Source organism: Nocardioides terrigena (assembly GCF_003047265.1).
GTDB classification, from domain to species: domain Bacteria; phylum Actinomycetota; class Actinomycetes; order Propionibacteriales; family Nocardioidaceae; genus Nocardioides; species Nocardioides terrigena.
This window is the reverse complement of the sequence record NZ_PZYY01000002.1, coordinates 41,928-67,386: the sequence shown is the minus strand read 5'-3', so window position 1 is coordinate 67,386 and position 25,459 is coordinate 41,928. Positions and strand designations below refer to the sequence as shown.

Sequence of the window (25,459 nt, the reverse complement as noted above, 5' to 3'; positions counted from 1 at the left end):
ACAATGGTCACCCGTGCCTGACTCCCACGTGCCCGCCCGGGTCGTCGTCCTCGCCGGCCCCAGCGGTGCCGGCAAGTCCCGGCTGGCCGAGCGCCTCGGCCTCCCGGTCCTGCGCCTCGACGACTTCTACAAGGACGGCGACGACCCGACCCTCCCCCGCATCACCGAGGGTGCCAACGCCGGGATCGTGGACTGGGACCACCCCGACTCGTGGCTGCTGGACGACGCGCTGGCCGCGCTCACGGCCCTGTGCCGCGACGGCCGTGCGGAGGTGCCGGTCTACGAGATCGCGCAGAACGGTCGCTCCGGCTCCCGCACCCTCGACCTCGGCGACGCCCGGGTCTTCGTCGCGGAGGGCATCTTCGCGCCCGAGGTCGTGCCGGCCTGCTCGCTCGGCGGGATCCTCGCCGCGGCGTACTGCGTGCGCCAGCACCCCGTCGTGACCTTCTGGCGGCGCCTGACCCGCGACCTGCGCGAGCACCGCAAGCCGCCCCTCGTGCTCGTGCGCCGCGGGCTCGCCCTGCTCCGCGACCAGCGCCGGGTGGTCGCCCACGCGGTCCACCTCGGCTGCGAGGCCGTCACTCCGGACGAGGCCCACGCCCGGCTGGTCACACTGGTCCCGTGAGCTCCTTCTGGCCGGTGCGCCTCGCCCAGCCCGACCACCGCACGTGCGGGCCCTCGGTGCTGGTGTCGCTGCTGATGCTGGAGTCGGAGGACTACCGCGGGCGGGTGCTCCGGGGCGGCCAGGAGGCCGCGCGGGCCCGGTTCGCGGACGAGGTGTGGGCGGCGCACCGCAGCACCAACCGGGCCGTCGACTGGCACGGGCGCCTCCAGCTGCCCTGGGCGCGCGCCCTCGGCACCGGCCCGTGGGCATTGGCCCGGCACCTCGGCGGCCGGGCCCGCTACGTGCTGCTGCCCCGACGGCGCGCGGTGGCGTACGACCTGCTCGTCGCGTCGCTGGGCGCTGGCCCCACGCCGGTCTACGTGGGCAACCGCTGGACGCCCCGGCACGTGGTGCTGGCCGTGGCCGAGGAGGACGGTGTCGTCACCTGCTACGAGCCGGCCTCCGGGCGACGCACCCGCTTCACCCGCGAGGAGTGGCTCGGTGCCCGCCTCGAGGGCTGCGGCGGATGGCGGGTGCCGTGGGCGGTGGTCACCCGCTCCCCCGTCAGCCGGCGAGGGCGGCGTACTCCGGCTTGATCACCCGGTCGATGAGCTCGAGCCGCTCGTCGAAGGGCAGGAAGGCCGACTTCATCGCGTTGATGGTGAACCAGCGCAGGTCGTCGAGGCCGTAGCCGAACGCCTCCACCAGCGAGAACATCTCGTCGGTCATCGAGGTCTGGCTCATCAGCCGGTTGTCGGTGTTGACCGTGACCCGGAACCGGAGCCGGGTCAGCAGTCCGATGGGGTGCTCGGCGATCGACGCGGCGGCCCCGGTCTGGATGTTGGACGCCGGGCACATCTCGAGCGGGATGCGGGTGTCGCGGACGTAGGCCGCGAGGCGGCCGAGCTCGACCGAGCCGTCGTCGTGGACGGTGATGTCGTCGATGATCCGCACGCCGTGGCCGAGCCGGTCGGCGCCGCACCACTGGATGGCCTGCCAGATCGACGGCAGCCCGAAGGCCTCCCCGGCGTGGATGGTGAAGTGGGCGTTCTCGCGCTGGAGGTACTCGAACGCGTCGAGGTGGCGGGTGGGTGGGTAGCCGGCCTCGGCGCCGGCGATGTCGAAGCCCGCCACGCCCCGGTCGCGCCACGCGACGGCCAGCTCGGCGATCTCCATCGAGCGCGCCTGGTGGCGCATGGCCGTGAGCAGCTGGCGTACGACGATCCGGCCGCCGGAGGCCGCGACGGCCTCGTCGAAGCCCTCCTGGACCGCGCCGACCACCTCGTCGAGGGTCAGCCCGCCCCCCACGTGCTGCTCGGGGGCGTAGCGGACCTCGGCGTAGACGACCCCGTCGGCCACCAGGTCCTCGACGCACTCACGCGCCACCCGGGTGATGGCCGGGCCGGTCTGCATGACGGCGACGGTGTGGTCGAAGGTCTCCAGGTAGCGCACCAGCGAGCCCGAGTCGGCCGACTCGGCGAACCAGCGGCCCAGGGCGTCGGCGTCGTCGGCCGGCAGCGCGTGGCCGCAGTCGGCCGCGAGGTCGATGATCGTCTGGGGGCGCAGGCCACCGTCGAGGTGGTCGTGGAGCAGGACCTTGGGGGCGCGGCGTACCTCGTCGCGGGTGGGAGTCGTCACGGCGCCATCCTCGCAGGCCTATCCTTGCCAGCCATGCGCACCTTCACCAGCCTCGACGAGGTCGCCGCCGCGACCGGCACCGACCTCGGCACCTCCGACTGGGTCGAGATCGACCAGGACCGCATCGACACGTTCGCGGAGGCCACCGGCGACCACCAGTGGATCCACGTCGACGCCGAGCGCGCGGCGACCGGGCCCTTCGGCGCGACCATCGCCCACGGCTACCTCACGCTGTCGCTCGTCCCCTACCTCGGCAGCCAGGTGTTCGCGCTGGAGACACCGGGCGCCAAGCTCAACTACGGGGTCAACAAGGTCCGCTTCCCCTCGCCCGTGCGCGTCGGCTCGCGGGTCCGCGCGCACGTCTCGATGGGCGAGGTCACCGACCTGCCGACGGGCAAGCAGATGCTGCTGCGCTACACGATCGAGATCGAGGGCACCGACAAGCCCGCCTGCGTCGCCGAGACGGTCGTCCTGCTGCTCCCCTGAGTCGGGGCGTCGCCACCGACCGCCCCGGCGGCCGCTCCGTCAGGAGATGCGGTCGAGGACCAGGTCCGTCGGCGTGTACGACGCTGCGTCGCCCACGTCGTACCCGCCCTCGAGCGAGTCCAGGGCCCGCTCGAACCGCTCGGGCTCGTCGGTGAGCAGGGTGAGCAGCGGCTGGCCCTCGGTGACCTCGTCGCCGGGACGTGCGTGCCAGACGACCCCGGCCCCGGCCTGCACCGGGTCCTCCTTGCGGGCGCGACCCGCGCCGAGCCGCCACGCGGCCAGGCCGACGGCCATCGCGTCCAGGCGGGTCAGGGTGCCCGTCGCCGGGGCGGTGACCACGTGCGACTCGCGGGCGGTCGGCAGCGTCGCGTCGGGGTCGCCGCCCTGCGCCCGGACCATGGCCTTCCAGGCGTCCATGGCGCTGCCGTCGGCCAGCTTGTCGGCCGGGTCGACGTCGGTGACGCCCGCGCCGGCGAGCATCTCGCGGGCCAGGGCGAGGGTGAGCTCGACGACGTCGGCGGGGCCGCCTCCGGCGAGCACCTCGACGGACTCGGCGACCTCGACGGCGTTGCCGGCGGTGAGGCCGAGCGGGGTGCTCATGTCGGTGAGCAGCGCCACCGTGTGCACGCCGGCCGCGTTGCCCAGACCGACCATCGTCTCGGCGAGCTCGCGGGCCCGGTCGAGGTCCTTCATGAAGGCGCCGGTGCCGACCTTGACGTCGAGGACCAGCGCGCCGGTGCCCTCGGCGATCTTCTTGGACATGATCGAGCTGGCGATCAGCGGGATCGCCTCGACCGTGCCGGTGACGTCGCGCAGGGCGTAGAGCTTCTTGTCGGCGGGCGCGAGGCCGTCGCCGGCGGCGCAGATGACCGCGCCGACGTCCTCGAGCTGGGCCAGCATCTCGTCGTTGGAGAGCGCGGCCCGCCAGCCGGGGATCGCCTCGAGCTTGTCGAGCGTGCCGCCGGTGTGGCCGAGGCCGCGACCGGAGAGCTGGGGCACCGCGACGCCGCACGCGGCGACGAGGGGGGCCAGCGGGAGGGTGATCTTGTCGCCGACACCGCCGGTCGAGTGCTTGTCGGCCGTCGGGCGCGACAGCGAGGAGAAGTCCATCCGCTCCCCCGACGCGATCATGGCGTCGGTCCAGCGGGAGATCTCACGCAGGTCCATGCCGTTGAGCAGGATGGCCATGGCCAGCGCCGACATCTGCTCGTCGGCGACGTCACCACGGGTGTAGGCGTCGATGACCCAGTCGATCTGGCTGTCGGTGAGGGCCTGGCGGTCGCGCTTGGCGCTGATGACCTCGATGGCGTCGTGCGTCACGTGATGTCCTTCAGGTCGTCGGGTCCGAAGGCCATCGGCAGCACATCGGCCATGGTGCGGACGCCCTCGGGCGTCTCGACGAGGAGCTCGGCGCCGCCGTGCTCCCAGAGCAGCTGGCGGCAGCGGCCGCACGGCATGATCACGGCGCCGTCGGCGTTGACGCACACGAAGTGGGTCAGTCTCCCGCCGCCCGTGGCGTGCAGCGACGACACGAGGCCGCACTCGGCGCAGAGCGTCACGCCGTACGCCGCGTTCTCGACGTTGCAGCCCACGACGAGGCGGCCGTCGTCGACGAGCGCCGCGGCTCCGACGGGGAAGTGTGAGTAGGGCGCGTAGGCGTGGCCCATGGCGGTGACGGCCTCGGCGCGCAGCTGTGTCCAGTTCATCGTGAGCAACTATGACGTATGACGCCCGAGGGGCGTCAGGCGGCAAACAGGTCACAACCGGGTGACGGATCGGCGCTTCGCTACCCACGAGCGCCCGGTGGGGGGCATCATTCTCCCGATATGCGCCCCCAGTCCGGGGGCGATGTGATCTTGGAGGGTTTTTGTGAGGAACACGAGGAAGGTCGTCACCGGCGGCATCGTGGCACTGATCGCCACCGCGTCCCTGGCTGCTTGCGGCGAGGCACCCGAGGAGGAGGCCGGCAGCGGCACCGAGACCGAGGCGGCGAGCGACTTCCAGCCGTGCATCGTGTCCGACGCGGGCGGCTTCGACGACAAGTCCTTCAACCAGCTGGGCTTCGAAGGCGCCGAGCAGGCGGCCGAGGAGCTCGGCGTGGAGCTGATCCCCGTCGAGTCCAACAGCGAGAACGACTACGGCCCCAACCTGGAGGCCCTCGTCTCCCAGGGCTGCAACGCCATCGTGACGGTCGGTTTCGCGCTGTCCGCGGCGACCGTCGAGTCCGCCACCGCCAACCCGGACATCGACTACATCCTCATCGACGACGCGGCCGACAACGACTTTGACGGCACCAAGGACGCGGACAACATCAAGCCGCTCCTCTACAACACCGCCGAGGCGGCGTTCCTCGCCGGCTACGCGGCCGCCGACTACACCAAGACGGGCACCGTCGGCACCTTCGGCGGCCAGCCGTTCCCGACCGTCACGATCTTCATGGACGGCTTCAAGCAGGGCGCGGAGTACTACGCCGAAGAGAAGGGCAAGGACGTCGAGGTCATCGGCTTCGAGGGCGGCGAGAAGGGCTCCTTCACCGGCGGCTTCGAGGCCAACGAGGCGGCGACCAGCACCGCGCGTCGCATCCTCGACCAGGGCGCCGACGTGATCCTGCCCGTGGGCGGCCCGATCTACCAGGGCGCGCTGACCGCCATCGCCGACTCCGGCGAGGACGTCGCGATGCTCGGCGTCGACGCCGACCTGTTCGAGACCGACCCCAACACCCAGGACGTCGTCATGACCTCGATCCTCAAGGACATGAAGGTCTCGACCTACGAGGCCGTGATGTCCGCGGGCAACGACGAGTTCGACGCCGAGACCTACGTCGGCACCCTCGAGAACGGTGGGGTCGGCCTGGCGCCGTTCCACAACTTCGAGAGCAAGATCTCCGACACGCTCGCCGACGAGCTCGAGGAGGTCAAGGCCGGCATCATCGACGGCTCGATCGAGGTGACCTCCTACCTCGACCAGTGAGGTAGCGAGAGCCAGTAGTTCCAGCACGGGGAGGTCGACCGCGAGGTCGGCCTCCCCGTGGCACGTCCCCGCGGAGCCGGCCGGCCCCGCGTGAATAGGATGCGGTCCCATGAAGCTTGTCCTTCGCAACATCACCAAGCGCTTCGGCTCGTTGGTCGCCAACGACTCGATCTCGCTCGAGGTGTCCCCCGGTGAGGTCCACTGCCTCCTGGGCGAGAACGGCGCCGGCAAGTCCACGCTGATGAACGTCCTCTACGGCCTCTACCAGGCCGACGAGGGCGAGATCGTGCTGGACGACCAGGTGCAGCACTTCACCGGCCCCGGAGACGCCATGGCGGCCGGCATCGGCATGGTGCACCAGCACTTCATGCTGATCCCGGTCTTCACCGTCGCCGAGAACGTCATGCTCGGCAACGAGTCCACCGGCGTCGCCGGGACCCTCGACGTCGCCGCCGCCCGCGAGCGCGTCAACGAGATCTCCGAGCGGTTCGGCTTCCACGTCGACCCCGACGCCCTGGTGGAGGAGCTCCCCGTCGGTGTCCAGCAGCGCGTCGAGATCATCAAGGCCCTGTCGCGCGACGCCCAGGTGCTGGTGTTCGACGAGCCGACCGCGGTCCTGACGCCCCAGGAGACCGACGAGCTGATGCAGATCATGCGCCAGCTCAAGGAGGCCGGCAAGGCGATCGTCTTCATCACCCACAAGCTGCGTGAGGTCCGCGAGGTCGCCGACAAGATCACGGTGATCCGCCTCGGCAAGGTCGTCGGCGAGGCGAAGCCGACCGCCACCAACGCCGAGCTCGCCTCGCTCATGGTCGGCCGCCCGGTCGAGCTGGTCGTCCACAAGGACGAGCCCCAGCTGGGCGACGACGCGCTGGTCGTGCAGGACCTCCGGGTGCGCGACGCGCTCGGCCGCGTCCACCTCGACGGCATCACCTTCACCATCCGCGCCGGTGAGGTGCTCTGCGTCGCCGGCGTGCAGGGCAACGGCCAGACCGAGCTCACCGAGGCCATCCTCGGGCTCCAGGAGCACGTCGAGGGCTCGGTCACGCTCGACGGCAAGCAGCTCGTCGGCCGGTCCGTGCGGCAGGTCCTCGACGCGGGAGTCGGCTTCGTCCCCGAGGACCGTCAGGAGGACGGCCTCGTGGGTGGCTTCTCCATCGCCGAGAACCTCATGCTCAACCGCAGCTTCCGCTCCCCCTTCGTCCGTCGCGGGTCGCTGCGCAGGGACGCGCTCGAGGAGTTCGCGGAGCAGAAGCTGAAGGAGTACGACGTCCGCGCCCCAGACATCCACACCCATGCGGACAAGCTGTCCGGCGGCAACCAGCAGAAGGTCGTCGTCGCGCGCGAGCTCTCCCGCGACCTGCGCCTCCTGGTGGCCGCCCAGCCGACCCGGGGTGTCGACGTGGGCTCCATCGAGTTCATCCACAAGCAGGTCATCGCCACCCGCGACCGCGGTATCCCCGTGCTGGTCGTGTCGACCGAGCTCGACGAGGTCGTCGCCCTGGCCGACCGGATCATGGTGCTCTACCGCGGGCAGGTCATCGGCATCGTGCCGGGCGACACCCCCCGCGAGACCCTCGGACTGATGATGACCGGCGAGCGACCGAAGGACATGATCGCGTGAGCGGCACCGACGACAACACCCCCACCGAGGCCGAGAAGCTCGGCGGCTCCGGGCCCACGACCACCGAGGCCCCCGAGCCGACGACGCCGGAGTCCGCGGGGCCCAGCCGGTCGCACTCGATGCTGCGGGAGATCGCCTCGGGCAACGCCCTGGCGGGCGTGCTGGCCGTGGTCCTGGCCGTCGCGGTCGGCTCGCTGATGATCGCGCTCACCGACGAGCGCGTCCGTGAGACCACGTCGTACGTCTTCGCACGGCCGGGCGACTTCTTCCAGGCCACCTGGGACGCGATCTGGGGCGCCTACACGGCGCTCTTCCGTGGTGCGGTCTACAACGACCGGGTCGACGACTTCGCCACCCAGATCCGCCCCCTCACCGAGACCCTCAAGTTCGCCGCGCCGCTCATCGCGGCCGGGCTCGGGGTCGGCCTGGCGTTCCGTGCCGGCATGTTCAACATCGGTGGTCGCGGGCAGATGCTGCTGGCCGGCGCCGCGTCCGGCTGGGTCGCCGCCAACGTCGAGCTCCCGACCGCACTGCACCTGCCGCTGGCCATCGTGGCGGGCATGGTCGCCGGAGCCCTGTGGGCCGGCATCGCGGGCGTCCTCAAGGCCCGCACCGGGGCCCACGAGGTGATCGTCACGATCATGCTCAACTACGTCGGCTTCTACCTCGTCTTCTTCATGCTCTCCCGGCAGGAGCTGCTGCAGGCCCCCGGCTCGGGCAACCCCAAGTCGGCCCCGGCCCTGGAGACAGCTGTCCTGCCCAAGATCCTGGGCGAGCGCTTCAACCTGCACCTCGGGTTCCTGCTCGCACTGGTCGCCGTGGCCGTGGTGTGGTGGCTGCTCGGTCGCTCCACGCTCGGCTACCGCATCCGCGCCGTCGGCGAGAACCCCAGCGCCGCCCGCGCCTCGGGCATCGACGTCGGTCGCACCTACGTCGTCGTGATGCTGATCGCCGGCGCCCTCGTGGGCCTGGCGGGCGCCAACCAGGTGCTCGGCACCGTCACCAGCGGTGTCACGGTCGACCTCGACGCCGGCATCGGCTTCGACGCCATCACCGTGGCCCTGCTCGGGCGGTCCCGACCACTCGGCATCCTCGGCGCCGGGCTGCTCTTCGGTGCGTTCAAGGCCGGCGGCTTCTCCATGCAGGCCTCGGAGGGCATCCCGGTCGACATCGTGCTGGTCGTCCAGTCCCTCATCGTCCTCTTCATCGCCGCACCGCCCCTGGTCCGCGCGATCTTCCGGCTCCCCGCCAAGGAGGCGAAGTGAGCACCACCGGCTTGTCCCCCGCTCCCGTGCCCACCGCCGGTCCGGTGATCGACACCGTCCCGGTCGTGAGCCGCAAGGTGGCGATCATCTTCGGTGTCCTGACCCTGGGCATGGTGCTGATCCTCCTGCTCGCCCCCCAGGACGGCGAGACGACCTTCCGCCTCGCGGCCAGCACCGACTTCGTGGCCCTGCCCGAGCTGACGGTGCCGTCGATGGCCGGCGCCTGGACCCTCACAGCGGTGTGCGCGCTGCTGACCGCCGAGTCCGTACGCCGCTACGTCGCCCGCCGCAGCACCCCCATGTGGGTGCTGGCGGCCTTCGCCGTCGCCTGGATGGCGGGCTTCCTGACCTGGGCCGCGGCCGGCGAGTCCGTGCCCGTGGTCGGCCTGCTGGCCGGGTCCATCGCGCTCGCCGTGCCCCTCGTCTTCGGCGCCCTCGGCGGCGTCCTGGGCGAGCGGGCGGGCGTCGTCAACATCGCCATCGACGGCCAGCTGCTCTTCGGCGCCTTCGCGGCGGCCCTGGTGGGCTCGCTGACCGGCTCACCCTGGGTCGGGCTGCTGGCGGCAATGGTCGCCGGCGCGCTCGTCGCGCTGGTGCTGGGCCTGTTCGCGATCACCTACTTCGTCGACCAGGTCATCGTCGGCGTGGTGCTCAACGTGCTCGTCATCGGCCTCACCAGCTTCCTCTTCAGCCAGGTGCTGGCGACCAACACCCCCGCCCTCAACACGCCGCCCCGCTTCCCGCGGGTGCCGATCCCGGTGCTGGGCGACATCCCCCTGATCGGCCCGGTCTTCTTCCGGCAGACCGCCATCGTCTACCTGCTCTACATCGTGGTCGCGCTGGTGGCCTTCGCGCTCTACCGCACCCGGTGGGGCCTGCGGGTCCGCGCCGTCGGTGAGCACCCCCTGGCCGCCGACACGGTGGGGATCAAGGTCAACCGCACCCGCTACCGGACGATCCTCCTGGCGGGAGCGATCGCCGGCATGGGCGGCGCCTTCTACACCCTGGTGTCGGTCCCCCAGTTCAACCGCGAGATGACCGGGGGTGCGGGCTACATCGCCCTCGCCGCGGTGATCTTCGGCAAGTGGGACCCCATCCGGGCGACCCTGGCTGCGCTGCTCTTCGGCTTCGCGACCAACCTCCAGGGCGTGCTGGCGGTCCTCGGCTCCCCGGTGCCCAGCCAGTTCATGCTGATGCTGCCCTACGTCATCACGATCTTCGCCGTGGCCGGCCTCGTCGGCCGCTCGCGGCCCCCGGCCGCCGACGGCGTGCCCTACCGCAAGGAATAGCCGGACCGCCTGCGCGGCCGGGGCGACGCCCTAGCCGCGCAGCGCGGTGACGGCCGACTCGGCGAGCACGCGCGCGCCGATCATGGTGGCGCGCTCGTCCACGCGCAGGTTGCCCTGGTGGAGGTCGTACGTCGGACCGCCCGGCGACCGGGTGCCGAGGCGCGCCATCGCGCCGGGCACCTTGTCGAGGTACCACCCGAAGTCCTCCCCGCCCAGGCTCTGCTGGGTGGAGACGTGGCCGTGCGGCCCGAGGACGCGCTCGACGGCCTCGCCCAGGACCCGGGTGCTCGCCGAGGCGTTGACCACCGGCGGGACGCCGCGCTGGTAGGTGACCTCCGCCGTCACGCCGTACGGCGAGACGATCTGGGAGATGAGCTGTCGCACGAGGTGCTCGGCGTCGGCCCAGGCGACCGCGTCGAGCATCCGCACGGTGCCGGCCACGAGGCCGGCGTGCGGGATGACGTTGGGGGCCGACCCGGCCCGGACCATGCCCCACACGACGCTCACGCCGGCCCGGGGGTCGAGGCGGCGGCTCAGGATCGCGGGCAGCTCGGTGATGAGCTTGCCGATCGCGAAGGTGAGGTCCTCGGTGAGGTGCGGGCGGCTGGTGTGGCCGCCCTTGCCGGCGAGCCGGACGCTGAGGTGGTCGGCGGCGCCGGTGATCGGGCCCTCGCGCATCCCGACGCGGCCGACGTCGAGGCTGGGGTCGCAGTGGAGGCCGAAGACGTGCTGGACGCCGTCGAGGGCTCCGGCCCGGATGAGGTGCAGCGCCCCTCCGGGCATGACCTCCTCGGCCGGCTGGAAGAGCAGCCGCACCCGGCCGGGCAGCAGGCCGTGCTCGTGCACGGCGGCGAGCGCGAGTCCGGCACCGACGAGGCCGCTGGTGTGGACGTCGTGCCCGCAGGCGTGCGCGACGCCGGGGACGGTGCTGCTCCACGGGTCGTTGGTGAGGTCGTCGATCGGCAGCGCGTCGAGGTCGGCCCGCAGCGCCACCAGTCCCCTGCCCTCGCCGATGTCCGCGACCACCCCTCCGCCGTCGAGACGGGCCAGCGACCACCCGGTGCCGTCGAGGTGCTCGACGATCCGGTCGGTGGTGCGGGACTCGGTCCAGCTGAGCTCGGGGTGGGCGTGCAGGTCACGACGCAGGTCGACCAGCTCGTCGGAGTACTTCTCGACGACCTCGTCCACCAGCGACGCGGCGTCGGTCTGGGAATGGTCAGGCATGAGACTCCCCATGCTAGTTGAGGCAGCGACCCGTCCGGTCGGGCTTGCGCGATGCGGGACGGTGCGTGCCCCGTCAGCCCGCGTCGTACGCCGCGAGGATGCGGTCGGCGGCCATCGGGGCCGGCAGCTCCCCGGAGAGCACGGCGGCGCGCACCTCGTCGCGGATAGCGGCGACCGAGGCGGAGCGGCGCAGGCGCTGGTCGAGCTCGTCGCGGACCAGCGACCAGGTGAAGTCGAGCTGCTGGCCGGCGCGCTTGCGGTGCAGCCCGTCCTCGCCGAGGTGCTCGCGGTGGGCCTGGACGCGCTGCCAGACGTCGTCGACCCCGACCTGCGTGAGGGCCGAGCAGGTGACGACCGGGGGCGCCCACTCCCCCTTGCCGTGGACGAGCCGCAGGGCACCGGCGAGCTCGCGGGCCGCGCCCCGGGCCTCCTGCTCGCGGTCGCCGTCGGCCTTGTTGACCGCGATCACGTCGGCGATCTCCAGGATGCCCTTCTTGATGCCCTGGAGCTGGTCGCCGGTGCGGGCGAGGGTGAGGAACAGGAACGTGTCGACCATCCCGGCGACGGTGACCTCGGACTGCCCGACGCCGACCGTCTCGACCAGCACCACGTCGTACCCGGCGGCCTCGAGCACCAGCATCGCCTGGGTGGTGGCCCGCGCGACGCCGCCCAGGGTGCCCGCGGACGGGGATGGCCGGATGTAGGCGTGCGGGTCGACCGACAGCGACGCCATCCGGGTCTTGTCGCCCAGCACCGAGCCGCCGGTGCGCACCGAGGACGGGTCGACCGCGAGCACCCCGACCCGGTGGCCGGCGGCGGTCAGGGACGTGCCCAGCGCCTCGATGAAGGTGGACTTGCCGACGCCGGGGACCCCGGAGATGCCGACCCGCGTCGAGCCCGCCGTGCTGCCGAGCTCGGTGAGCAGCTCCCGGGCGGCCACCCGGTGGTCGGCCCGCGACGACTCGACGAGAGTGATCGCGCGGGAGACCGCCGAGCGCTGCCCGTCCCGGATGCCCTCGACGAGGGCGGCGACGTCGGGAACCGCCATCAGGCGGTGCGCAGCTTGGCCAGCAGGTCGAGCGCCGAGTCGGCGATCACCGTGCCGGGCAGGAACACCGCGGCGGCACCCATCTCCTGGAGGGTCGCCACGTCGTCGGGCGGGATGACGCCGCCGATGACGACCATGATGTCCGGACGGCCCTGGTCGGCCAGCGCCTGCTTGAGGGCGGGCAGCAGCGTGAGGTGGCCGGCGGCCAGCGACGAGACCCCGACGATGTGGACGTCGGCGTCGACCGCCTGCTGGGCGACCTCCTCGGGCGTGGAGAACAGCGGACCCACGTCGACGTCGAAGCCGAGGTCGGCGAAGGCGGTGACCACGACCTTCTGGCCGCGGTCGTGACCGTCCTGGCCCATCTTGGCGACCAGGATGCGCGGTCGGCGCCCCTCGGCCTCCTCGAAGTCGTCGGTCGCGGCCAGCACGCGGGCGACCTTGCCGTCGGGGGCCCCGTCCTCGCCCCTGCCTGCCTCGTCGCGGTACACACCGCTGATCGTACGAATGACGGCCTGGTGCCGGCCGTAGACCTTCTCCAGCGCGTCGGAGATCTCGCCGACCGTGGCCTTGGCGCGGGCCGCGTCGACCGCGAGGGCGAGCAGGTTGCCGTCGAGCGAGCTGTCGCCGGCGTCCCCCCGCTCGGCGCTGTTCGTCAGCGCCTCGAGCGCGCGTCGTACGTCGTCGTCGTCGCGCTCGGCACGCAGCCGCTCCAGCTTGGCGATCTGCTGGCGGTAGACGTCGTCGTTGTCGACCCGGAGCACGTCGAGCTTGTCCTCGGCGGGGAGGCGGAACGTGTTGACGCCGATGACCTTCTGGTGCCCGGAGTCGATGCGCGCCTGGGTGCGGGCGGCCGCCTCCTCGATGCGCATCTTGGGGATGCCCTGCTCGATGGCCTTGGCCATGCCACCGGCCTTCTCGGCCTCGAGGATGTGCGCCCACGCCCGCTCGGCGAGGTCGTGGGTGAGCCGCTCGACGTAGTAGGAGCCGGCCCACGGGTCGATGACCTCGGTGGTGCGCGACTCCTGCTGCAGCAGCAGCTGGGTGTTGCGCGCGATCCGGGCGGAGAAGTCGGTCGGCAGCGCGATCGCCTCGTCGAGGGCGTTGGTGTGCAGCGACTGGGTGTGGCCCTGGGTGGCCGCCATCGCCTCGATGCAGGTGCGGCCGACGTTGTTGAAGACGTCCTGCGCGGTGAGCGACCAGCCGCTGGTCTGGGAGTGGGTGCGCAGCGACAGCGACTTGGGGTTCTGCGGGTCGAAGTCACGCACCAGCCGCGCCCACAGGGCCCGGGCGGCGCGCATCTTGGCGACCTCCATGAAGAAGTTCATCCCGACCGCCCAGAAGAACGACAGCCGCGGGGCGAACTGGTCGATCGTCAGGCCCGCACCGAGGCCGGCGCGGATGTACTCGACACCGTCGGCCAGCGTGTAGGCCAGCTCGAGGTCGGCCGTCGCCCCGGCCTCCTGGATGTGGTAGCCGGAGATGGAGATCGAGTTGAAGCGCGGCATCCGCTGCGAGGTGTACTGGAAGATGTCGCTGATGATCCGCATGCTCGAGGCCGGCGGGTAGATGTAGGTGTTGCGGACCATGAACTCCTTGAGGATGTCGTTCTGGATGGTCCCCGCGAGCTGCTCCGGCTTCACCCCCTGCTCCTCGGCCGCCGCGATGTAGAGCGCCATCACCGGCAGCACTGCGCCGTTCATGGTCATCGACACCGACATCTCGTCGAGCGGGATGCCGTCGAAGAGCGTGCGGGCGTCGTAGATCGAGTCGATCGCCACCCCGGCCATCCCGACGTCGCCGCGCACCCGCGGGTGGTCGGAGTCGTAGCCGCGGTGGGTGGCGAGGTCGAAGGCGACCGACAGGCCCTTCTGACCGGCCGCGAGGTTGCGGCGGTAGAACGCGTTGGACTCCTCGGCGGTCGAGAAGCCGGCGTACTGCCGGATCGTCCACGGCTGCGTCGTGTACATCGTCGGGTAGGGCCCGCGCAGGAACGGGCTCAGGCCCGGCCAGGTGTCGAGCGCGTCGAGGCCCTCGAGGTGCTCGGGGCCGTAGACGGGCAGGATGTCGATGCCCTCGGGGCTCCCCCACGCCTCCGCCTCGGTGGTCGAGGTGCGAGCGGGCTGGGCCGCCCCGCCCAGCGGCAGTCTCGCGAAGCTGTCCGGAATGCTGCTCATGCGAGGGCCTCTCTCGTCCGGGTGAGGAACGCCAGCGCGTCCACCCCCATGGCTGCACTGTCGTCGACGCCGTCGACGGGCCTGCCGGCGATGATCACGTGGGTCGCGCCCGCCTCACGGAGGGCGGCGACGACGTCGGTCCCCCACTCGGCGTACGCCGTGTCGGTGCCGGCAAGGCAGGCGACCGACTGCCCGTCGTACGCCGCGAGCACGGCCTCGACGCCGTCCGTCGGGCCGGCGACCTCGACCGCGATGCCGCCGGCGGCGAGGAGGTTGCTGGCGAAGGTCGCGCGGGCGGTGTGCGCGGCGACCGGACCGAGGGTGGCGAGGAAGACCGGCGCGGCGGCCGGGTCGTCGCGCAGTGCCTCGAAGGCCGCTCCGTGGCGACGGACCGGGTCGGGCTCGCCGTCGCGCTCGGGGAGCGTCTCGGCGAGGTGGGGGAACTCGGTGAGACCGGTCAGCGGGCGCCGGCGGGTGGCCACCTCACCGGCCCGCACGGCGGCGGCCTCCTCGACGCGGCCGAGCAGGGAGCCGTCCGCGAGGGCGGCCAGGACGCCGCTGCGCCCGTCGTACGACGCGGCCTCGATGCGGCCGAGCTCCTCCCACGCCACGCGGGCGAGGTCGTCGGTGAGCCGCTCGACGGCGTACGAGCCGCCGGCGGGGTCGGCGACCCGGGCGACGTGGGACTCGGAGATGAGCAGCGACGAGGTGTTGCGCGCGACCCGGCGACCGAGCGCGTCGGGGACGCCGAGGGTGATGTCGAAGGGCACCACGGTGACGGCCTCGGCCCCACCGGCGCCGGCGGCGAAGGCCGCGACGGTGCCGCGCAGCATGTTGACCCACGGGTCGTACTTGCTGAGCATCGGCCGGCTGGTGACGACGTGCTGGCACATGCCCGCCACCTCGTCGCTGCCGCCCGACAGCTCGACCACCCGCGCCCACAGGCGGCGCGCGGCCCGCAGCTTGGCAATGGTCGGGAACTGCTCGTCGGTGGCCGCGAGGCGGAACTCGACGAGGCCGAGGGCCTCCTCCAGCGAGAGACCGGCGGCGGTGAGGACACGGAGGTACGCCGCGCCCGTGGCGATCGCGTACCCCAGCTCCTGGGCGTCGGTGGCGCCGCGGTCGTGCAGGGCCGTGGCGTCCACGACCACGCCGAGGACCCCGTGCTCGAGCGCGAGCCGGGCCACGTCCACCAGGGCGTCGAGGCCGGCGTCGACGTCGAGCCCGTGGCGCAGGTGGGCCCCGACGGGGTCGACGCCGAGGTTGGTGCCGGGGTGCCCGTCGACGCCCTGGTCGTCGAGGAAGGCCAGCAGCGCCCGGGCGGCGGCCACCGGCTCGTGCGGCGCGTCGAGGGTGACGGGCGCCAGGTCGGCGAGGACCCGGTGCAGCACCGTCGGCAGGTCGGCGGCCACCAGGCCGCGACCGAGCTCCACCCACAGCGAGGTGGCGCCGTTCTCGAGGTCGACGAGCACGGCCTCGTTGGCGGCCTTCGCGTCCGGACCGAAGACCCAGGAGCGGATGTCCCAGTCACCGGCGCGGGTCGGCCGACCGCTGGTGGCCAGGTCGGCCAGGCTGTCGCGGGTGCCGATGGGCGCGACCGCGATGCCGTCGAGCGTGGTGCGGCTGAGCTTGTCCCACACCGCCGAGTCGGGGTCGTCCTCGCCGAGGCGACGGGCCTTGCGCAGCACCGCCGCCGTGGCCGCCTCCCACGCCGCGGCGTCGTGCTGGTCGTCGGGTGAGGCCAGCCGCAGCGAGCCCTGCACGGGCTCCAGCTCGGCCGGCTCGTCGAGGCCGCCTTCAACGTCGGTCATGGAGCGCAGGATAGGCCCGTCCCGCCGGCGGGGTCAGGGGCGTGGTCCTGTGGGATACGTCTCACACCGTCGCCCGGAGGCTTCACCGGGTGTTGACCCGCCGTTGACCTGCCGGACCCACACCGAGGACCCCGGACGCGGCAGGCTGTCGCCATGGACACCCGTCGGATCGCCCTGGTGACCGAGACGTTCTATCCCGCCGTCGACGGCACCACCACCACGCTCAAGCAGCTGGCCGACCACCTCATCGACGCCGGGCACGAGGTGCTGCTGGTGGCACCCGGTCCCGGCCTGTCGACCTACCGGCGCAGCCAGGTCGCACGCATCCGGCCACTCGACCGGCCCGGCCGCCAGGTGCGCGAGGCACTGGCGCGCTTCGAGCCGGACCTCGTCCACACCGTCTCCCCCGGCACCCTGGGCCGCAAGGCGCTCAAGCACGCCCGGCGCCTCGGCGTACCGACTCTGGTCGTGCAGCACACGCCGCCCACCGAGCTCCCCCGGGAGGTCTGGCAGGCCAAGGTCGCGGCCCGCGCCGACCGGCTGCTCGTGACCTCCGACTTCCTCGCCGGCCGCATGCACCAGCTCGACCTCGACCCCGCCGTGTGGGAGCCCGGGGTCGACACCCGCGCCTTCGCCCCGCAGCTGCGGGACCAGTGGCTCCACGACAAGTGGTCGCGCGCGCGGTCCCGCGAGGGGCGCCGGGTCGTCGTCGGCTACGCCGGCAGCCTGCACAAGCGCCACGGCGTACGACGCCTCGTCGAGGTCGCGGACCTGCCGGGCATCCAGCTCGTGGTGATCGGCGACGGCCCGCAGCAGACGTGGCTGCGACGCCATGTGCCGGCCGCGCGCCACACCGGCGCCCTGCTGACGGGCGACCTCGCCACTGCCCTGGCCTCGCTCGACGTGCTCGTGCACCCGGGCGAGGAGGAGACGTGCTGCCACGCCCTGCGCGAGGCCGCCGCGAGCGGGCTGCCGGTGGTCGCCCCGCGGGCCGGTGGCGCGCCCCGGGTCGTGCGCGACCTCGAGACCGGGCTGCTCTACGACCCGGCCACCGGGAGCGGCCTGCGCCGGGCCGTCGAGTCGGTCGCCGGCGACCGCCACCGGGGGCTCCTGGGAGCCCGCGGCCGCGAGCTCAGCACCCGCACCTGGCGGGACGCGTGCAGCGAGCTGGTGGCCGAGCACTACGCCCCGCTGCTCGCGTCGGAGGAGCTCGCCGGGCGGCGTCCCACGACCGTCCGCTGACCCGCCCGGCCTAGTCGCTAAGGCTCGCCTAACCCGGCGTATGTCACACTCCCCGGCCCCCACAGGCGGGGATGCTGGCGGTACCGTGACCCCCGTGGCAACCCATACTTCAGCCCCGACCCTGGTGAAGGGTTCCCGGGCGGCCCGTACGACCATCACGCTCAAGATCCTGATGGCCGCCAGTGGCATCGTCTTCATCGGCTTCGTGCTCACGCACATGTACGGCAACCTCAAGGCGTTCGCCGGCCATGACTCGTTCAACGAGTACGCCCACCACCTGCGCACCTTCGGCGAGCCGATGCTCCCGTACGAGGGGCTGCTGTGGGTCGTCCGCGTGGGCCTCATCGTGGCGCTGGTCGTGCACGTCGCGAGCGCCTACGCCCTCGCGCGTCGTGCCTCCACCGCGCGCACCCAGAAGTACGCCGTGAAGAAGAACGCCTCGTCGTCGATCTCCTCGCGCACCATGCGCTGGGGCGGCGTCACGATCCTGGTGTTCCTGGTCTGGCACCTGCTCAACTTCACGATCGTCAAGATCAACCCGTCGGGCGGCGCGACCAACGACCCCTTCAACCTCATGGTCGACACCTTCGACCTGTGGTGGATGACGATCATCTACCTCGTGGCGATGGTGGCCCTCGGCCTCCACCTGCACCACGGCACCTGGAGCGCGCTGCAGACGCTGGGCCTCACCGGCACCGCCGCGGCCCGCCAGCGCGCGAAGACCGCCGGCTGGGTGGTCGCGGTCGTGATCGCCGGCGGCTTCTCGCTGGTGCCCCTGTTCGTCCTCCTCGGCGTCATCTCCAAGTAAGGGAGCCCCAGACATGGCCATGACCGATGCCTCCGGCACCGTGTTCACCAACCAGCCGTCCGTGCAGACGTCCGACGACGCCTCGGGCTACTACACCCCCGGCGCGCCGCTGGTCGACGCGAAGGCGCCGACCGGTCCGATCGCGACCCGGTGGACCAACCGCAAGTTCGAGAACCGCCTCGTCAACCCGGCCAACCGCCGCAAGCTGACGGTCATCATCGTCGGCACCGGCCTGGCGGGTGGCTCGGCCGCCGCGACGCTCGGCGAGGCCGGCTACAACGTCAAGTCCTTCTGCTACCAGGACTCGCCGCGTCGTGCCCACTCGATCGCCGCCCAGGGCGGCATCAACGCGGCCAAGAACTACAAGGAGGACGGCGACTCCACGCACCGCCTCTTCTACGACACCGTCAAGGGTGGCGACTACCGTTCGCGCGAGTCGAACGTCTACCGCCTCGCCGAGGTCAGCGCCAACATCATCGACCAGTGCGTCGCGCAGGGCGTCCCGTTCGCCCGCGAGTACGGCGGCCTGCTCGACAACCGTTCCTTCGGCGGCGTGCAGGTCTCCCGGACGTTCTACGCCCGCGGCCAGACCGGCCAGCAGCTGCTCATCGGCGCCTACCAGGCGCTCGAGCGCCAGGTGGCGGCCGGCACCGTGACGACGTACACGCGTCACGAGATGCTCGACCTCGTCATGGTCGACGGCAAGGCCCGCGGCATCATCGCCCGCGACATGGTCACCGGGGCGATCGAGACCCACACCGCCGACGTCGTGGTGCTCGCCTCCGGCGGCTACGGCAACGTCTTCTACCTCTCCACCAACGCGATGGGCTGCAACGTCACCGCCGCGTGGCGTGCGCACCGCAAGGGCGCCTACATGGCCAACCCCTGCTACACGCAGATCCACCCGACCTGCATCCCGGTCTCCGGCGAGCACCAGTCCAAGCTGACCCTGATGAGCGAGTCGCTCCGCAACGACGGCCGCATCTGGGTGCCGAAGAACAAGGAGGACTGCGACAAGGACCCGCGGGACATCCCCGAGGAGGACCGCGACTACTACCTGGAGCGGATCTACCCGTCCTTCGGCAACCTGGTCCCCCGCGACATCGCCTCCCGGCAGGCCAAGAACATGTGCGACGAGGGTCGCGGTGTCGGCCCGATGGTGGGTGACTTCCGTCGTGGCGTCTACCTCGACTTCGCCGACGCCATCGCCCGCCTGGGCAAGGCCGGCATCGAGGAGAAGTACGACAACCTCCTCGACATGTACGAGCGGATCACCGGCGAGAACCCCTACGAGGTCCCGATGCGGATCTACCCCGCCGTGCACTACGTCATGGGCGGCCTGTGGGTCGACTACGACCTCCAGTCCAACGTCCCGGGCCTGTTCGTGACCGGTGAGGCCAACTTCTCCGACCACGGCGCCAACCGCCTCGGTGCGTCCGCCCTGATGCAGGGCCTCGCCGACGGCTACTTCGTGCTCCCCAACACCATCCGCGAGTACCTCGCCGACGGTCCGTTCGAGACCGTCACCGAGGACCACCCCGAGGTCGTCGCCGCCCACGAGGCGGTCCAGGCCCGCATCGAGCGGTTCCTGTCGATCAACGGCGAGCGGTCGGCCGACAGCTACCACAAGGAGCTGGGCCACCTGATGTGGGAGTACTGCGGCATGGAGCGCACCGCCGAGGGCCTGCGCAAGGCCATCGACGGCATCCGTGAGCTCAAGCGGGACTTCTGGTCCAACCTCAAGGTGCTCGGCACCGCCGACTCCCTCAACCAGAGCCTGGAGAAGGCCGGCCGCGTCGCCGACTTCCTCGAGCTCGGCGAGCTGATGTGCATCGACGCCCTCAACCGGCGCGAGTCCTGCGGTGGACACTTCCGCGGCGAGTCGCAGACCGAGGACGGCGAGGCGCTGCGCATCGACGAGGAGTTCGCCTACGTCGCCGCCTGGGAGTTCGCCTCCGCGCACGAGAACGACCCCAACGAGCCGCAGGTCTCGATGGGCACCCCGGTCCTGCACAAGGAGGACCTCCTCTACACCGCGATCGAGATGAAGCAGAGGTCCTACAAGTGAAGCTCACGCTCAACATCTGGCGCCAGGCCGACGCCGCGGCGACGGGCGAGATGCGTACCTACGCGCTCGACGGCGTCTCGGAGGACATGTCCTTCCTCGAGATGCTCGACGTGCTCAACGAGCAGCTCAACGCCAAGGGCGAGGAGCCGATCGCGTTCGACTCCGACTGTCGCGAGGGCATCTGTGGCACCTGCGGCCTGATGATCAACGGCCAGGCCCACGGCCCGGAGGTCACCACGACCTGCCAGCTGCACATGCGCTCCTTCAAGGACGGCGACGAGATCACCATCGAGCCGTGGCGCGCCGACGCGTTCCCGGTCGTCAAGGACCTCGTCGTCGACCGTGGCGCCTTCGACCGGATCATCCAGCAGGGCGGCTTCATCTCCGCCAACACGGGCTCCGCCCCCGAGGCCAACTCGGTGCCGGTCCCCCGCGACAAGGCGATGCGCTCCTTCAACATGGCCACCTGCATCGGATGCGGTGCCTGCGTGGCGGCGTGCCCCAACGGGTCGGCCTCGCTCTTCATGGGTGCCAAGATCACCCACCTCGGCGAGCTCCCGCAGGGCCAGCCCGAGCGCGACTCCCGGGTCGTCAACATGGTCGGCCAGCACGACCACGAGGGCTTCGGTGGCTGCACCAACATCGGTGAGTGCGCCGCGGCGTGCCCCAAGGAGATCCCGCTCGACGTGATCAGCCAGCTCAACAAGGACCTGCGCACCGCGCTCAAGCACGGTCACTGATCCTCCCGCTCACTCCCCTGGCCCGTCCGGACTCGCGTCCCGGCGGGCCAGCGGTGTCTGTGGCCTCAGGCCCCCCGTCCACCACCTCCCCGGTGGGCGGTGAGCAGGCCACATCTCTCCCGCGCAGTGCAGGCGGCTGACTGACCGCCCACGCGCGCGGCGTACGACGACACGCCGGCGGGCGGTGAACCAGCCACTGTCCTGCGTCTGCGGACTGTGGCCCACTCACCGCCGGCGCGACGGGTTGAGGGGTCGTACGACGTCCGAGAGCCGTCGGAAGAGCATCACCCAGAGATCCCCGAACTCCGGCGCGGGCCCGTCGTACCCTCCCTCGACCAACGACCGGTGGACTCGTCGGACAGTCGTCCGGGGGTTGCGCATCAGCTCCTTGGTGACCTGCTCGTAGCCGACCCCTCCTCGCCGGTACGCCGCGTAGCGGTCGATGTCCCCGGTGTACTGGTCGCGGTCCTCCTGGTGCTGGCTGCCCTCGTACTCCACGACACGGCGCCACGCTGGGAACCACAGGTCCGGCGTGATGACCAGGCCGTCGGCGAGCTCGAGGGGCTCGTTGACCTCGGGCTGGGGCATTCCGGAGAAGCGGACCAGCGCCAGGAGCTCCGCCTCCGGCAGCGACCGGCACCGCCCGTCGAGGTGCTCGATCAGCCACTGTGCCTCGGCGCAGCCGCGACGCCACGGCTGCTCGATCGCGAGCGCCTCCAGCACCACCACGTCCATGAGGTCGCTGTGCAGCAGGGCACTCCCGACCTTGATGGCATCGATGACCCGCGCCTCGGCGCAGTATGCGACGAAGGCGGCCTCGGCGCTCGCGCCCGTCCCGTCCTCCGGTGGCATGGCGACCGTGCGGTGCAGGAAGACGCCGGCCAGGGCCAGGTGGTGGTCGCCCTCCACGACGAAGTGCAACGGTGCCCTTGGCCCGTGGTCGAGACCGAGCTCCTGGAGTCGCGTGATGCCGGTGGTCCGCGCGCCCTCGGGCAGGGCGAGTCGAGCCGCCCGCAGCTCGTCGGCGAAGCACGGGACATGGGCCCGGTGCTGGTAGACCCCATGGTGGAGCCGGACGAACTGCACACCTTCGAGCACGCGGGGCGTGACGCCGGCCGCGAGGGCCTCGGCTCGGGTGAAGGGGCCGGCACGGAACTCGGTCGGGACGACGAACATGCCCCGATCCCGCCACACCCTCGTCAGCCCCGCCACAGCCTCGTCGAGCCCTGTGGAACGCGGTGGAGGCCAGGCGCCGTGTGGGCGGGTAGCGGGCCGACGTGCGGGTCGTACGGACCGGCGCGCGCCCGGCCACACGGGGTGCTGCGACACGCTGGCGGGCGGTGACCAGGCCACATCCCACCGGGCCGCTCATGTGGCTGGCTCACCGCCTACGCGCGCGGCGTACGACAACACGCCCGCCGGAGGTGACGCAGCCACACGGGCCCGCTCAGGAAGGTGGCTGGCTCACCGCTACCGGCAGAGCTGTGGCCTCAGGAACGCGAGCGCAGCACCTTCGCACCCCAGGCGGCGAAGACACCGCCGAGCGCGAGGTTGGCGACGATCAGCACCGAGTGGGCGATCCAGTAACCCGCGGGACGGTCCTCGCCGGCTGCGTGGGCGGCGTACAGGTTCTTGGTGAACATGCCCCAGGTGAGGAAGCTCCAGGCGGCGACCCCGATCAGGAACACCCCGTGCTTGCGGGTCATCTGCATGCTCACTTCCTCCTCCTGACGACGGCGACGAGCGCCAGCATGGTCGCGGCGCCGGCCGCGAAGGCCCCCAAGGGCCGCTGGGACGCCTCGGGAGCTCCCAGGGTGGGACTGTGCCGGGCGGCCTGCTGGAGATCGATCTGCGGGCCCTCGACGTCGCCGGCGCGCCACGCGTCGCGCTCACGTTGCTCGCGGGCGACCGGGGACGTGTGCGCCCAGGCGGCGGCTAGGACCACGACCCGGGAGAAGTAGTTCATCCAGACGACCAGGATGAGCGCGATGCCGAACGCCTGGGCGGCGGGCGCGTCCTTGGTGCCGGCCAGCAGGTAGGTCGACAGCTGCTTGAGGGCCTCGAAGGCCAGTGCCCCGAGCAGCGCTCCGGACCACAGCGACCTGGAGGGGACGTTGGGAGCCGCGAGCACGCGGAAGAAGGCGAAGAAGAGCACCGTGCTGGCGACGAGGCCGAGGGCGAGGCCGAGGGCCCAGACCAGCGGCTCCACGCCGAGGCCGAGGCCGAGGAACTCCAGGATCGGCGTCGCCAGCTTGGTCGCGACCCCCGAGATCGCCACGCTGAGGAGCAGGACGGTGCCGAGCGTCAGCAGCGCGATGACGTCGCGGAGCTTGCCCAGGAAGAAGTTGGGCTGCTCCTTGTCCGGCTCCTCGAAGACCGCGACCAGGGCGGTGCGCATGCCCGAGAGCCAGCCGAGGCCCGAGTAGAGCGCGACCAGGAGACCGACGGTGGCGATCCCCGAGGCGGACGACTGCAGCGAGTCCAGGCTGAGCTCGCCCGGACCGTCGCCGACGATGCCCGGCAGCACGCCGTTGATCGCCGTCTCCAGGTCCCGCTCGGCGTTGGGGTAGGCCCCCGAGACGAACCCGACCACGGCGAACGCGAGCGCGATGATCGGGAAGAAGGACAGGAACGCGAAGTAGGTGACTGCCGCCGCCAGGGCGCTGCCGTTGACCTCGCCGAAGTGCTGCACCGTCCGCACGAGGTGGTCGAGCAGGGGCCGACGCTCACGCGCGTCCTCGATGCGCTGCTTGACGGTCTCGATCAGTGGCATGGGAGCTCCTGCGGATCAGGCGAGCGGCTGCAGGGCGAACTCCCGCGTGGGCTGCCACCCTGCACCCTCGTCGTGGACGTACAGCGAGAACGCACCCGCGGTGAACTCGCACTCGAAGTCGGCGAGCTCGCCGAAGGCCCGGTCGAGCTGGGCGTCCGCGAGGTGGTGGGCGATGGTGACGTGGGGGTGGTACGGGAAGTGCAGGTCGACCGCGAGCGGCCCCCGTCGTACGGCGTCGGCGAGCAGCTCGCACTGGGAGATGCCCTCCACGAGCGTCACGAAGACCACGGGCGAGACGGGCCGGAAGGTGCCGGTGCCCCGCAGGTGGATCCGGAACTCCTGCACACCGGTCGCGGCACGCTCGAGGTGTGCCTCGACGGCCGGCAGGTCCTCGGCGGGGATCTCGACCGGGGGGATGAGGGTGATGTGGGTGGGGATCTGCGTCGCGGTGGTGTCGCCCACCGAGGTGCGGTAGTCCTGGAGCTGGGTCGCCCACGGCTCGGGGATAGCCACTGCCACGCCGATGGTCACCACCAGTCGACCCTAACCGGTAACCCGTTCGCGCCCGCACGGAGAGGGTTCATAGACTCCCCCGGTGACCGAGTCCTACCAGGCAGCCCTCGCCCGCAGCGCCGAGCTCGACAAGATCCTCGACACGGATCCCGGCTCGCTGCGCATGCTGACCGGGGACCGACCGACCGGCGCCCTGCACATCGGGCACTACTTCGCGTCGATCCGCAACCGCGTCAAGCTCCAGCAGCGCGGGGCGGAGATCTGGCAGCTGGTCGCCGACTACCAGGTGATCACCGACCGCGAGGCCCTCGGCGACGTCGCTGGCAACGTCCGTGGCCTGGTCATCGACAACATCGCCGCCGGCCTCGACCCGGAGCGGGCGACGATCTTCACGCACTCGTCGGTCCCGGCGCTCAACCAGCTGATGCTGCCGTTCCTGAGCCTGGTCAGCGTCGCCGAGCTCCAGCGCAACCCCACGGTCAAGGACGAGGCCAAGTCGGCCGGCATCACCTCGATCGGCGGCCTGCTGCTGACCTACCCGGTCCACCAGGCGGCCGACATCTTGTTCTGCAAGGCCAACGTCGTGCCGGTGGGCCGCGACCAGCTCCCGCACCTCGAGCAGACCCGGGTGATCGCGCGCCGCTTCAACGAGCGCTACGGCCCGACCTTCCCCGAGCCCGGGGCGCTGCTCTCCGAGGCGACCCTGATCCTCGGCACCGACGGCACCAAGATGAGCAAGTCCAAGGGCAACGTCATCGAGCTGCGGATGACCGCCGACGAGACGGCGAAGAAGATCAAGGGCGCGAAGACCGACTCCGACCGGGTCATCACCTACGACCCGGACACCCGCCCCGAGGTCGCCAACCTGCTGCTCCTCATCTCGCTCTGCGAGGGCACCCCGCCCGAGGCGGTCGCCGACGAGATCGGCGACGGCGGCGGCGGCGCACTCAAGAAGCGGCTCACCGACGCGGTCAACACCGAGCTCGAGCCGCTGCGCGCGCGACGGGCGGAGCTCGAGAAGGACCCGGCGTACGTCGCGGGCATCCTGCGCCGCGGCAACGAGCGCGCCAACGAGGTCGCCGAGCAGACGCTCGCCGAGGTGCGCGAGCGGATGGGCATGGTCTACACCTGAGCGGAGGTCGTGTGACGTCGGTCACGTGACGGTGGTCACGGCAAGTG

23 protein-coding genes are annotated in these 25,459 nt (G+C 71.7%); 12 read left to right on the top strand and 11 right to left on the bottom strand.

Annotated elements, in window-relative coordinates; all coding sequences use genetic code 11:
* Nucleotides 1–13 precede the first annotated feature (13 nt).
* The gene (locus DAE25_RS04305; protein ID WP_234410851.1) at nucleotides 14–625 is read left to right on the top strand and encodes an ATP-binding protein; all 612 of its coding nucleotides are present in this window, start codon (nucleotides 14–16) and stop codon (nucleotides 623–625) included.
* Nucleotides 622–1,200, top strand: coding sequence for a hypothetical protein (locus DAE25_RS04300; RefSeq protein WP_107765020.1), 579 nt, complete (start codon nucleotides 622–624; stop codon nucleotides 1,198–1,200). Before DAE25_RS04305 ends, DAE25_RS04300 begins: the two co-directional genes overlap by 4 nt.
* Here the strand turns inward: DAE25_RS04300 and DAE25_RS04295 are convergent.
* Nucleotides 1,169–2,242, bottom strand: coding sequence for an adenosine deaminase (locus DAE25_RS04295; protein WP_107765019.1), 1,074 nt, complete (start codon nucleotides 2,240–2,242; stop codon nucleotides 1,169–1,171). The genes DAE25_RS04300 and DAE25_RS04295 overlap by 32 nt on opposite strands.
* Before the next feature lie 33 nt (nucleotides 2,243–2,275).
* On the opposite strand from DAE25_RS04295, the gene DAE25_RS04290 reads away from it, so the two are divergent.
* The gene (locus DAE25_RS04290) at nucleotides 2,276–2,728 is read left to right on the top strand and encodes a MaoC family dehydratase (RefSeq protein ID WP_107765018.1); all 453 of its coding nucleotides are present in this window, start codon (nucleotides 2,276–2,278) and stop codon (nucleotides 2,726–2,728) included.
* Nucleotides 2,729–2,767: 39 nt separating this feature from the next.
* Here the strand turns inward: DAE25_RS04290 and DAE25_RS04285 are convergent, their stop codons facing one another.
* Together DAE25_RS04285 and DAE25_RS04280 are read right to left on the bottom strand one after the other, a co-directional pair.
* Nucleotides 2,768–4,048 carry a thymidine phosphorylase gene (locus tag DAE25_RS04285; protein ID WP_107765017.1) on the bottom strand — a complete coding sequence of 427 codons (1,281 nt, stop codon included), beginning with the start codon at nucleotides 4,046–4,048 and terminating at the stop codon, nucleotides 2,768–2,770.
* Nucleotides 4,045–4,434: a cytidine deaminase gene (locus DAE25_RS04280; protein ID WP_107765016.1), complete on the bottom strand. Its 390-nt coding sequence runs from the start codon at nucleotides 4,432–4,434 to the stop codon at nucleotides 4,045–4,047. Before DAE25_RS04280 ends, DAE25_RS04285 begins: the two co-directional genes overlap by 4 nt.
* Before the next feature lie 163 nt (nucleotides 4,435–4,597).
* On the opposite strand from DAE25_RS04280, the gene DAE25_RS04275 reads away from it, so the two are divergent.
* From DAE25_RS04275 to DAE25_RS04260, 4 genes are all read left to right on the top strand, one after another.
* Complete coding sequence (locus DAE25_RS04275; protein WP_107765015.1) at nucleotides 4,598–5,698, top strand: BMP family lipoprotein; 1,101 nt, start codon at nucleotides 4,598–4,600, stop codon at nucleotides 5,696–5,698.
* 109 nt (nucleotides 5,699–5,807) lie between these two features.
* Nucleotides 5,808–7,322, top strand: a complete 1,515-nt coding sequence (locus DAE25_RS04270; RefSeq protein ID WP_107765014.1) for an ABC transporter ATP-binding protein — start codon at nucleotides 5,808–5,810, stop codon at nucleotides 7,320–7,322.
* Nucleotides 7,319–8,587: an ABC transporter permease gene (locus DAE25_RS04265; RefSeq protein ID WP_234410850.1), complete on the top strand. Its 1,269-nt coding sequence runs from the start codon at nucleotides 7,319–7,321 to the stop codon at nucleotides 8,585–8,587. Before DAE25_RS04270 ends, DAE25_RS04265 begins: the two co-directional genes overlap by 4 nt.
* Nucleotides 8,584–9,876: an ABC transporter permease gene (locus DAE25_RS04260; RefSeq protein ID WP_234410849.1), complete on the top strand. Its 1,293-nt coding sequence runs from the start codon at nucleotides 8,584–8,586 to the stop codon at nucleotides 9,874–9,876. The genes DAE25_RS04265 and DAE25_RS04260 overlap by 4 nt, the downstream gene beginning before the upstream one ends.
* Nucleotides 9,877–9,906: 30 nt before the next feature.
* Here the strand turns inward: DAE25_RS04260 and DAE25_RS04255 are convergent, their stop codons facing one another.
* The 4 genes from DAE25_RS04255 to DAE25_RS04240 all read right to left on the bottom strand — a co-directional run bounded on the left by DAE25_RS04255 (nucleotide 9,907) and on the right by DAE25_RS04240 (nucleotide 16,136).
* Nucleotides 9,907–11,100 (bottom strand): amidohydrolase, encoded by a 1,194-nt coding sequence (locus DAE25_RS04255; RefSeq protein WP_107765013.1) that lies wholly within the window; start codon nucleotides 11,098–11,100, stop codon nucleotides 9,907–9,909.
* Between the two features lie 73 nt (nucleotides 11,101–11,173).
* Nucleotides 11,174–12,148 (bottom strand): methylmalonyl Co-A mutase-associated GTPase MeaB, encoded by a 975-nt coding sequence (gene meaB, locus DAE25_RS04250; RefSeq protein ID WP_199907431.1) that lies wholly within the window; start codon nucleotides 12,146–12,148, stop codon nucleotides 11,174–11,176.
* Entirely contained in the window at nucleotides 12,148–14,325 is a 2,178-nt protein-coding gene (gene scpA, locus DAE25_RS04245; protein ID WP_107765012.1) for a methylmalonyl-CoA mutase, read from the bottom strand. Before scpA ends, meaB begins: the two co-directional genes overlap by 1 nt.
* Complete coding sequence (locus DAE25_RS04240; protein ID WP_107765011.1) at nucleotides 14,322–16,136, bottom strand: methylmalonyl-CoA mutase family protein; 1,815 nt, start codon at nucleotides 16,134–16,136, stop codon at nucleotides 14,322–14,324. Before DAE25_RS04240 ends, scpA begins: the two co-directional genes overlap by 4 nt.
* A gap of 153 nt (nucleotides 16,137–16,289) precedes the next feature.
* Between DAE25_RS04240 and DAE25_RS04235 the strand changes: the two genes are divergently transcribed.
* The 4 genes from DAE25_RS04235 (at nucleotide 16,290) to DAE25_RS04220 (ending at nucleotide 20,994) form a co-directional block, all read left to right on the top strand.
* Complete coding sequence (locus DAE25_RS04235; protein WP_107765010.1) at nucleotides 16,290–17,378, top strand: glycosyltransferase; 1,089 nt, start codon at nucleotides 16,290–16,292, stop codon at nucleotides 17,376–17,378.
* A gap of 94 nt (nucleotides 17,379–17,472) precedes the next feature.
* Nucleotides 17,473–18,186 carry a succinate dehydrogenase cytochrome b subunit gene (locus DAE25_RS04230; protein WP_234410848.1) on the top strand — a complete coding sequence of 238 codons (714 nt, stop codon included), beginning with the start codon at nucleotides 17,473–17,475 and terminating at the stop codon, nucleotides 18,184–18,186.
* A gap of 19 nt (nucleotides 18,187–18,205) precedes the next feature.
* Complete coding sequence (locus tag DAE25_RS04225; protein ID WP_234410889.1) at nucleotides 18,206–20,254, top strand: fumarate reductase/succinate dehydrogenase flavoprotein subunit; 2,049 nt, start codon at nucleotides 18,206–18,208, stop codon at nucleotides 20,252–20,254.
* Nucleotides 20,251–20,994 (top strand): succinate dehydrogenase/fumarate reductase iron-sulfur subunit, encoded by a 744-nt coding sequence (locus DAE25_RS04220; protein ID WP_056887277.1) that lies wholly within the window; start codon nucleotides 20,251–20,253, stop codon nucleotides 20,992–20,994. The genes DAE25_RS04225 and DAE25_RS04220 overlap by 4 nt, the downstream gene beginning before the upstream one ends.
* A gap of 225 nt (nucleotides 20,995–21,219) precedes the next feature.
* Here DAE25_RS04220 and DAE25_RS04215 read toward each other — a convergent pair whose 3' ends face one another.
* The 4 genes from DAE25_RS04215 to DAE25_RS04200 all read right to left on the bottom strand — a co-directional run bounded on the left by DAE25_RS04215 (nucleotide 21,220) and on the right by DAE25_RS04200 (nucleotide 24,301).
* Nucleotides 21,220–22,170, bottom strand: coding sequence for a hypothetical protein (locus DAE25_RS04215; RefSeq protein ID WP_107765007.1), 951 nt, complete (start codon nucleotides 22,168–22,170; stop codon nucleotides 21,220–21,222).
* Nucleotides 22,171–22,484: 314 nt separating this feature from the next.
* The gene (locus DAE25_RS04210) at nucleotides 22,485–22,706 is read right to left on the bottom strand and encodes an SCO4848 family membrane protein (RefSeq protein WP_107765006.1); all 222 of its coding nucleotides are present in this window, start codon (nucleotides 22,704–22,706) and stop codon (nucleotides 22,485–22,487) included.
* 2 nt (nucleotides 22,707–22,708) lie between these two features.
* On the bottom strand, nucleotides 22,709–23,767 hold the full coding sequence (locus tag DAE25_RS04205; protein WP_107765005.1) for a YihY/virulence factor BrkB family protein: 1,059 nt from the start codon (nucleotides 23,765–23,767) through the stop codon (nucleotides 22,709–22,711).
* A gap of 15 nt (nucleotides 23,768–23,782) precedes the next feature.
* Nucleotides 23,783–24,301, bottom strand: a complete 519-nt coding sequence (locus tag DAE25_RS04200) for a 2'-5' RNA ligase family protein (protein ID WP_107765004.1) — start codon at nucleotides 24,299–24,301, stop codon at nucleotides 23,783–23,785.
* A 61-nt stretch (nucleotides 24,302–24,362) separates the two neighbouring features.
* Here DAE25_RS04200 and trpS point away from each other — a divergent pair, with 61 nt between their 5' ends.
* Nucleotides 24,363–25,412 (top strand): tryptophan--tRNA ligase, encoded by a 1,050-nt coding sequence (gene trpS, locus DAE25_RS04195; protein ID WP_234410847.1) that lies wholly within the window; start codon nucleotides 24,363–24,365, stop codon nucleotides 25,410–25,412.
* The last annotated feature ends 47 nt before the right edge of the window (nucleotides 25,413–25,459 follow it).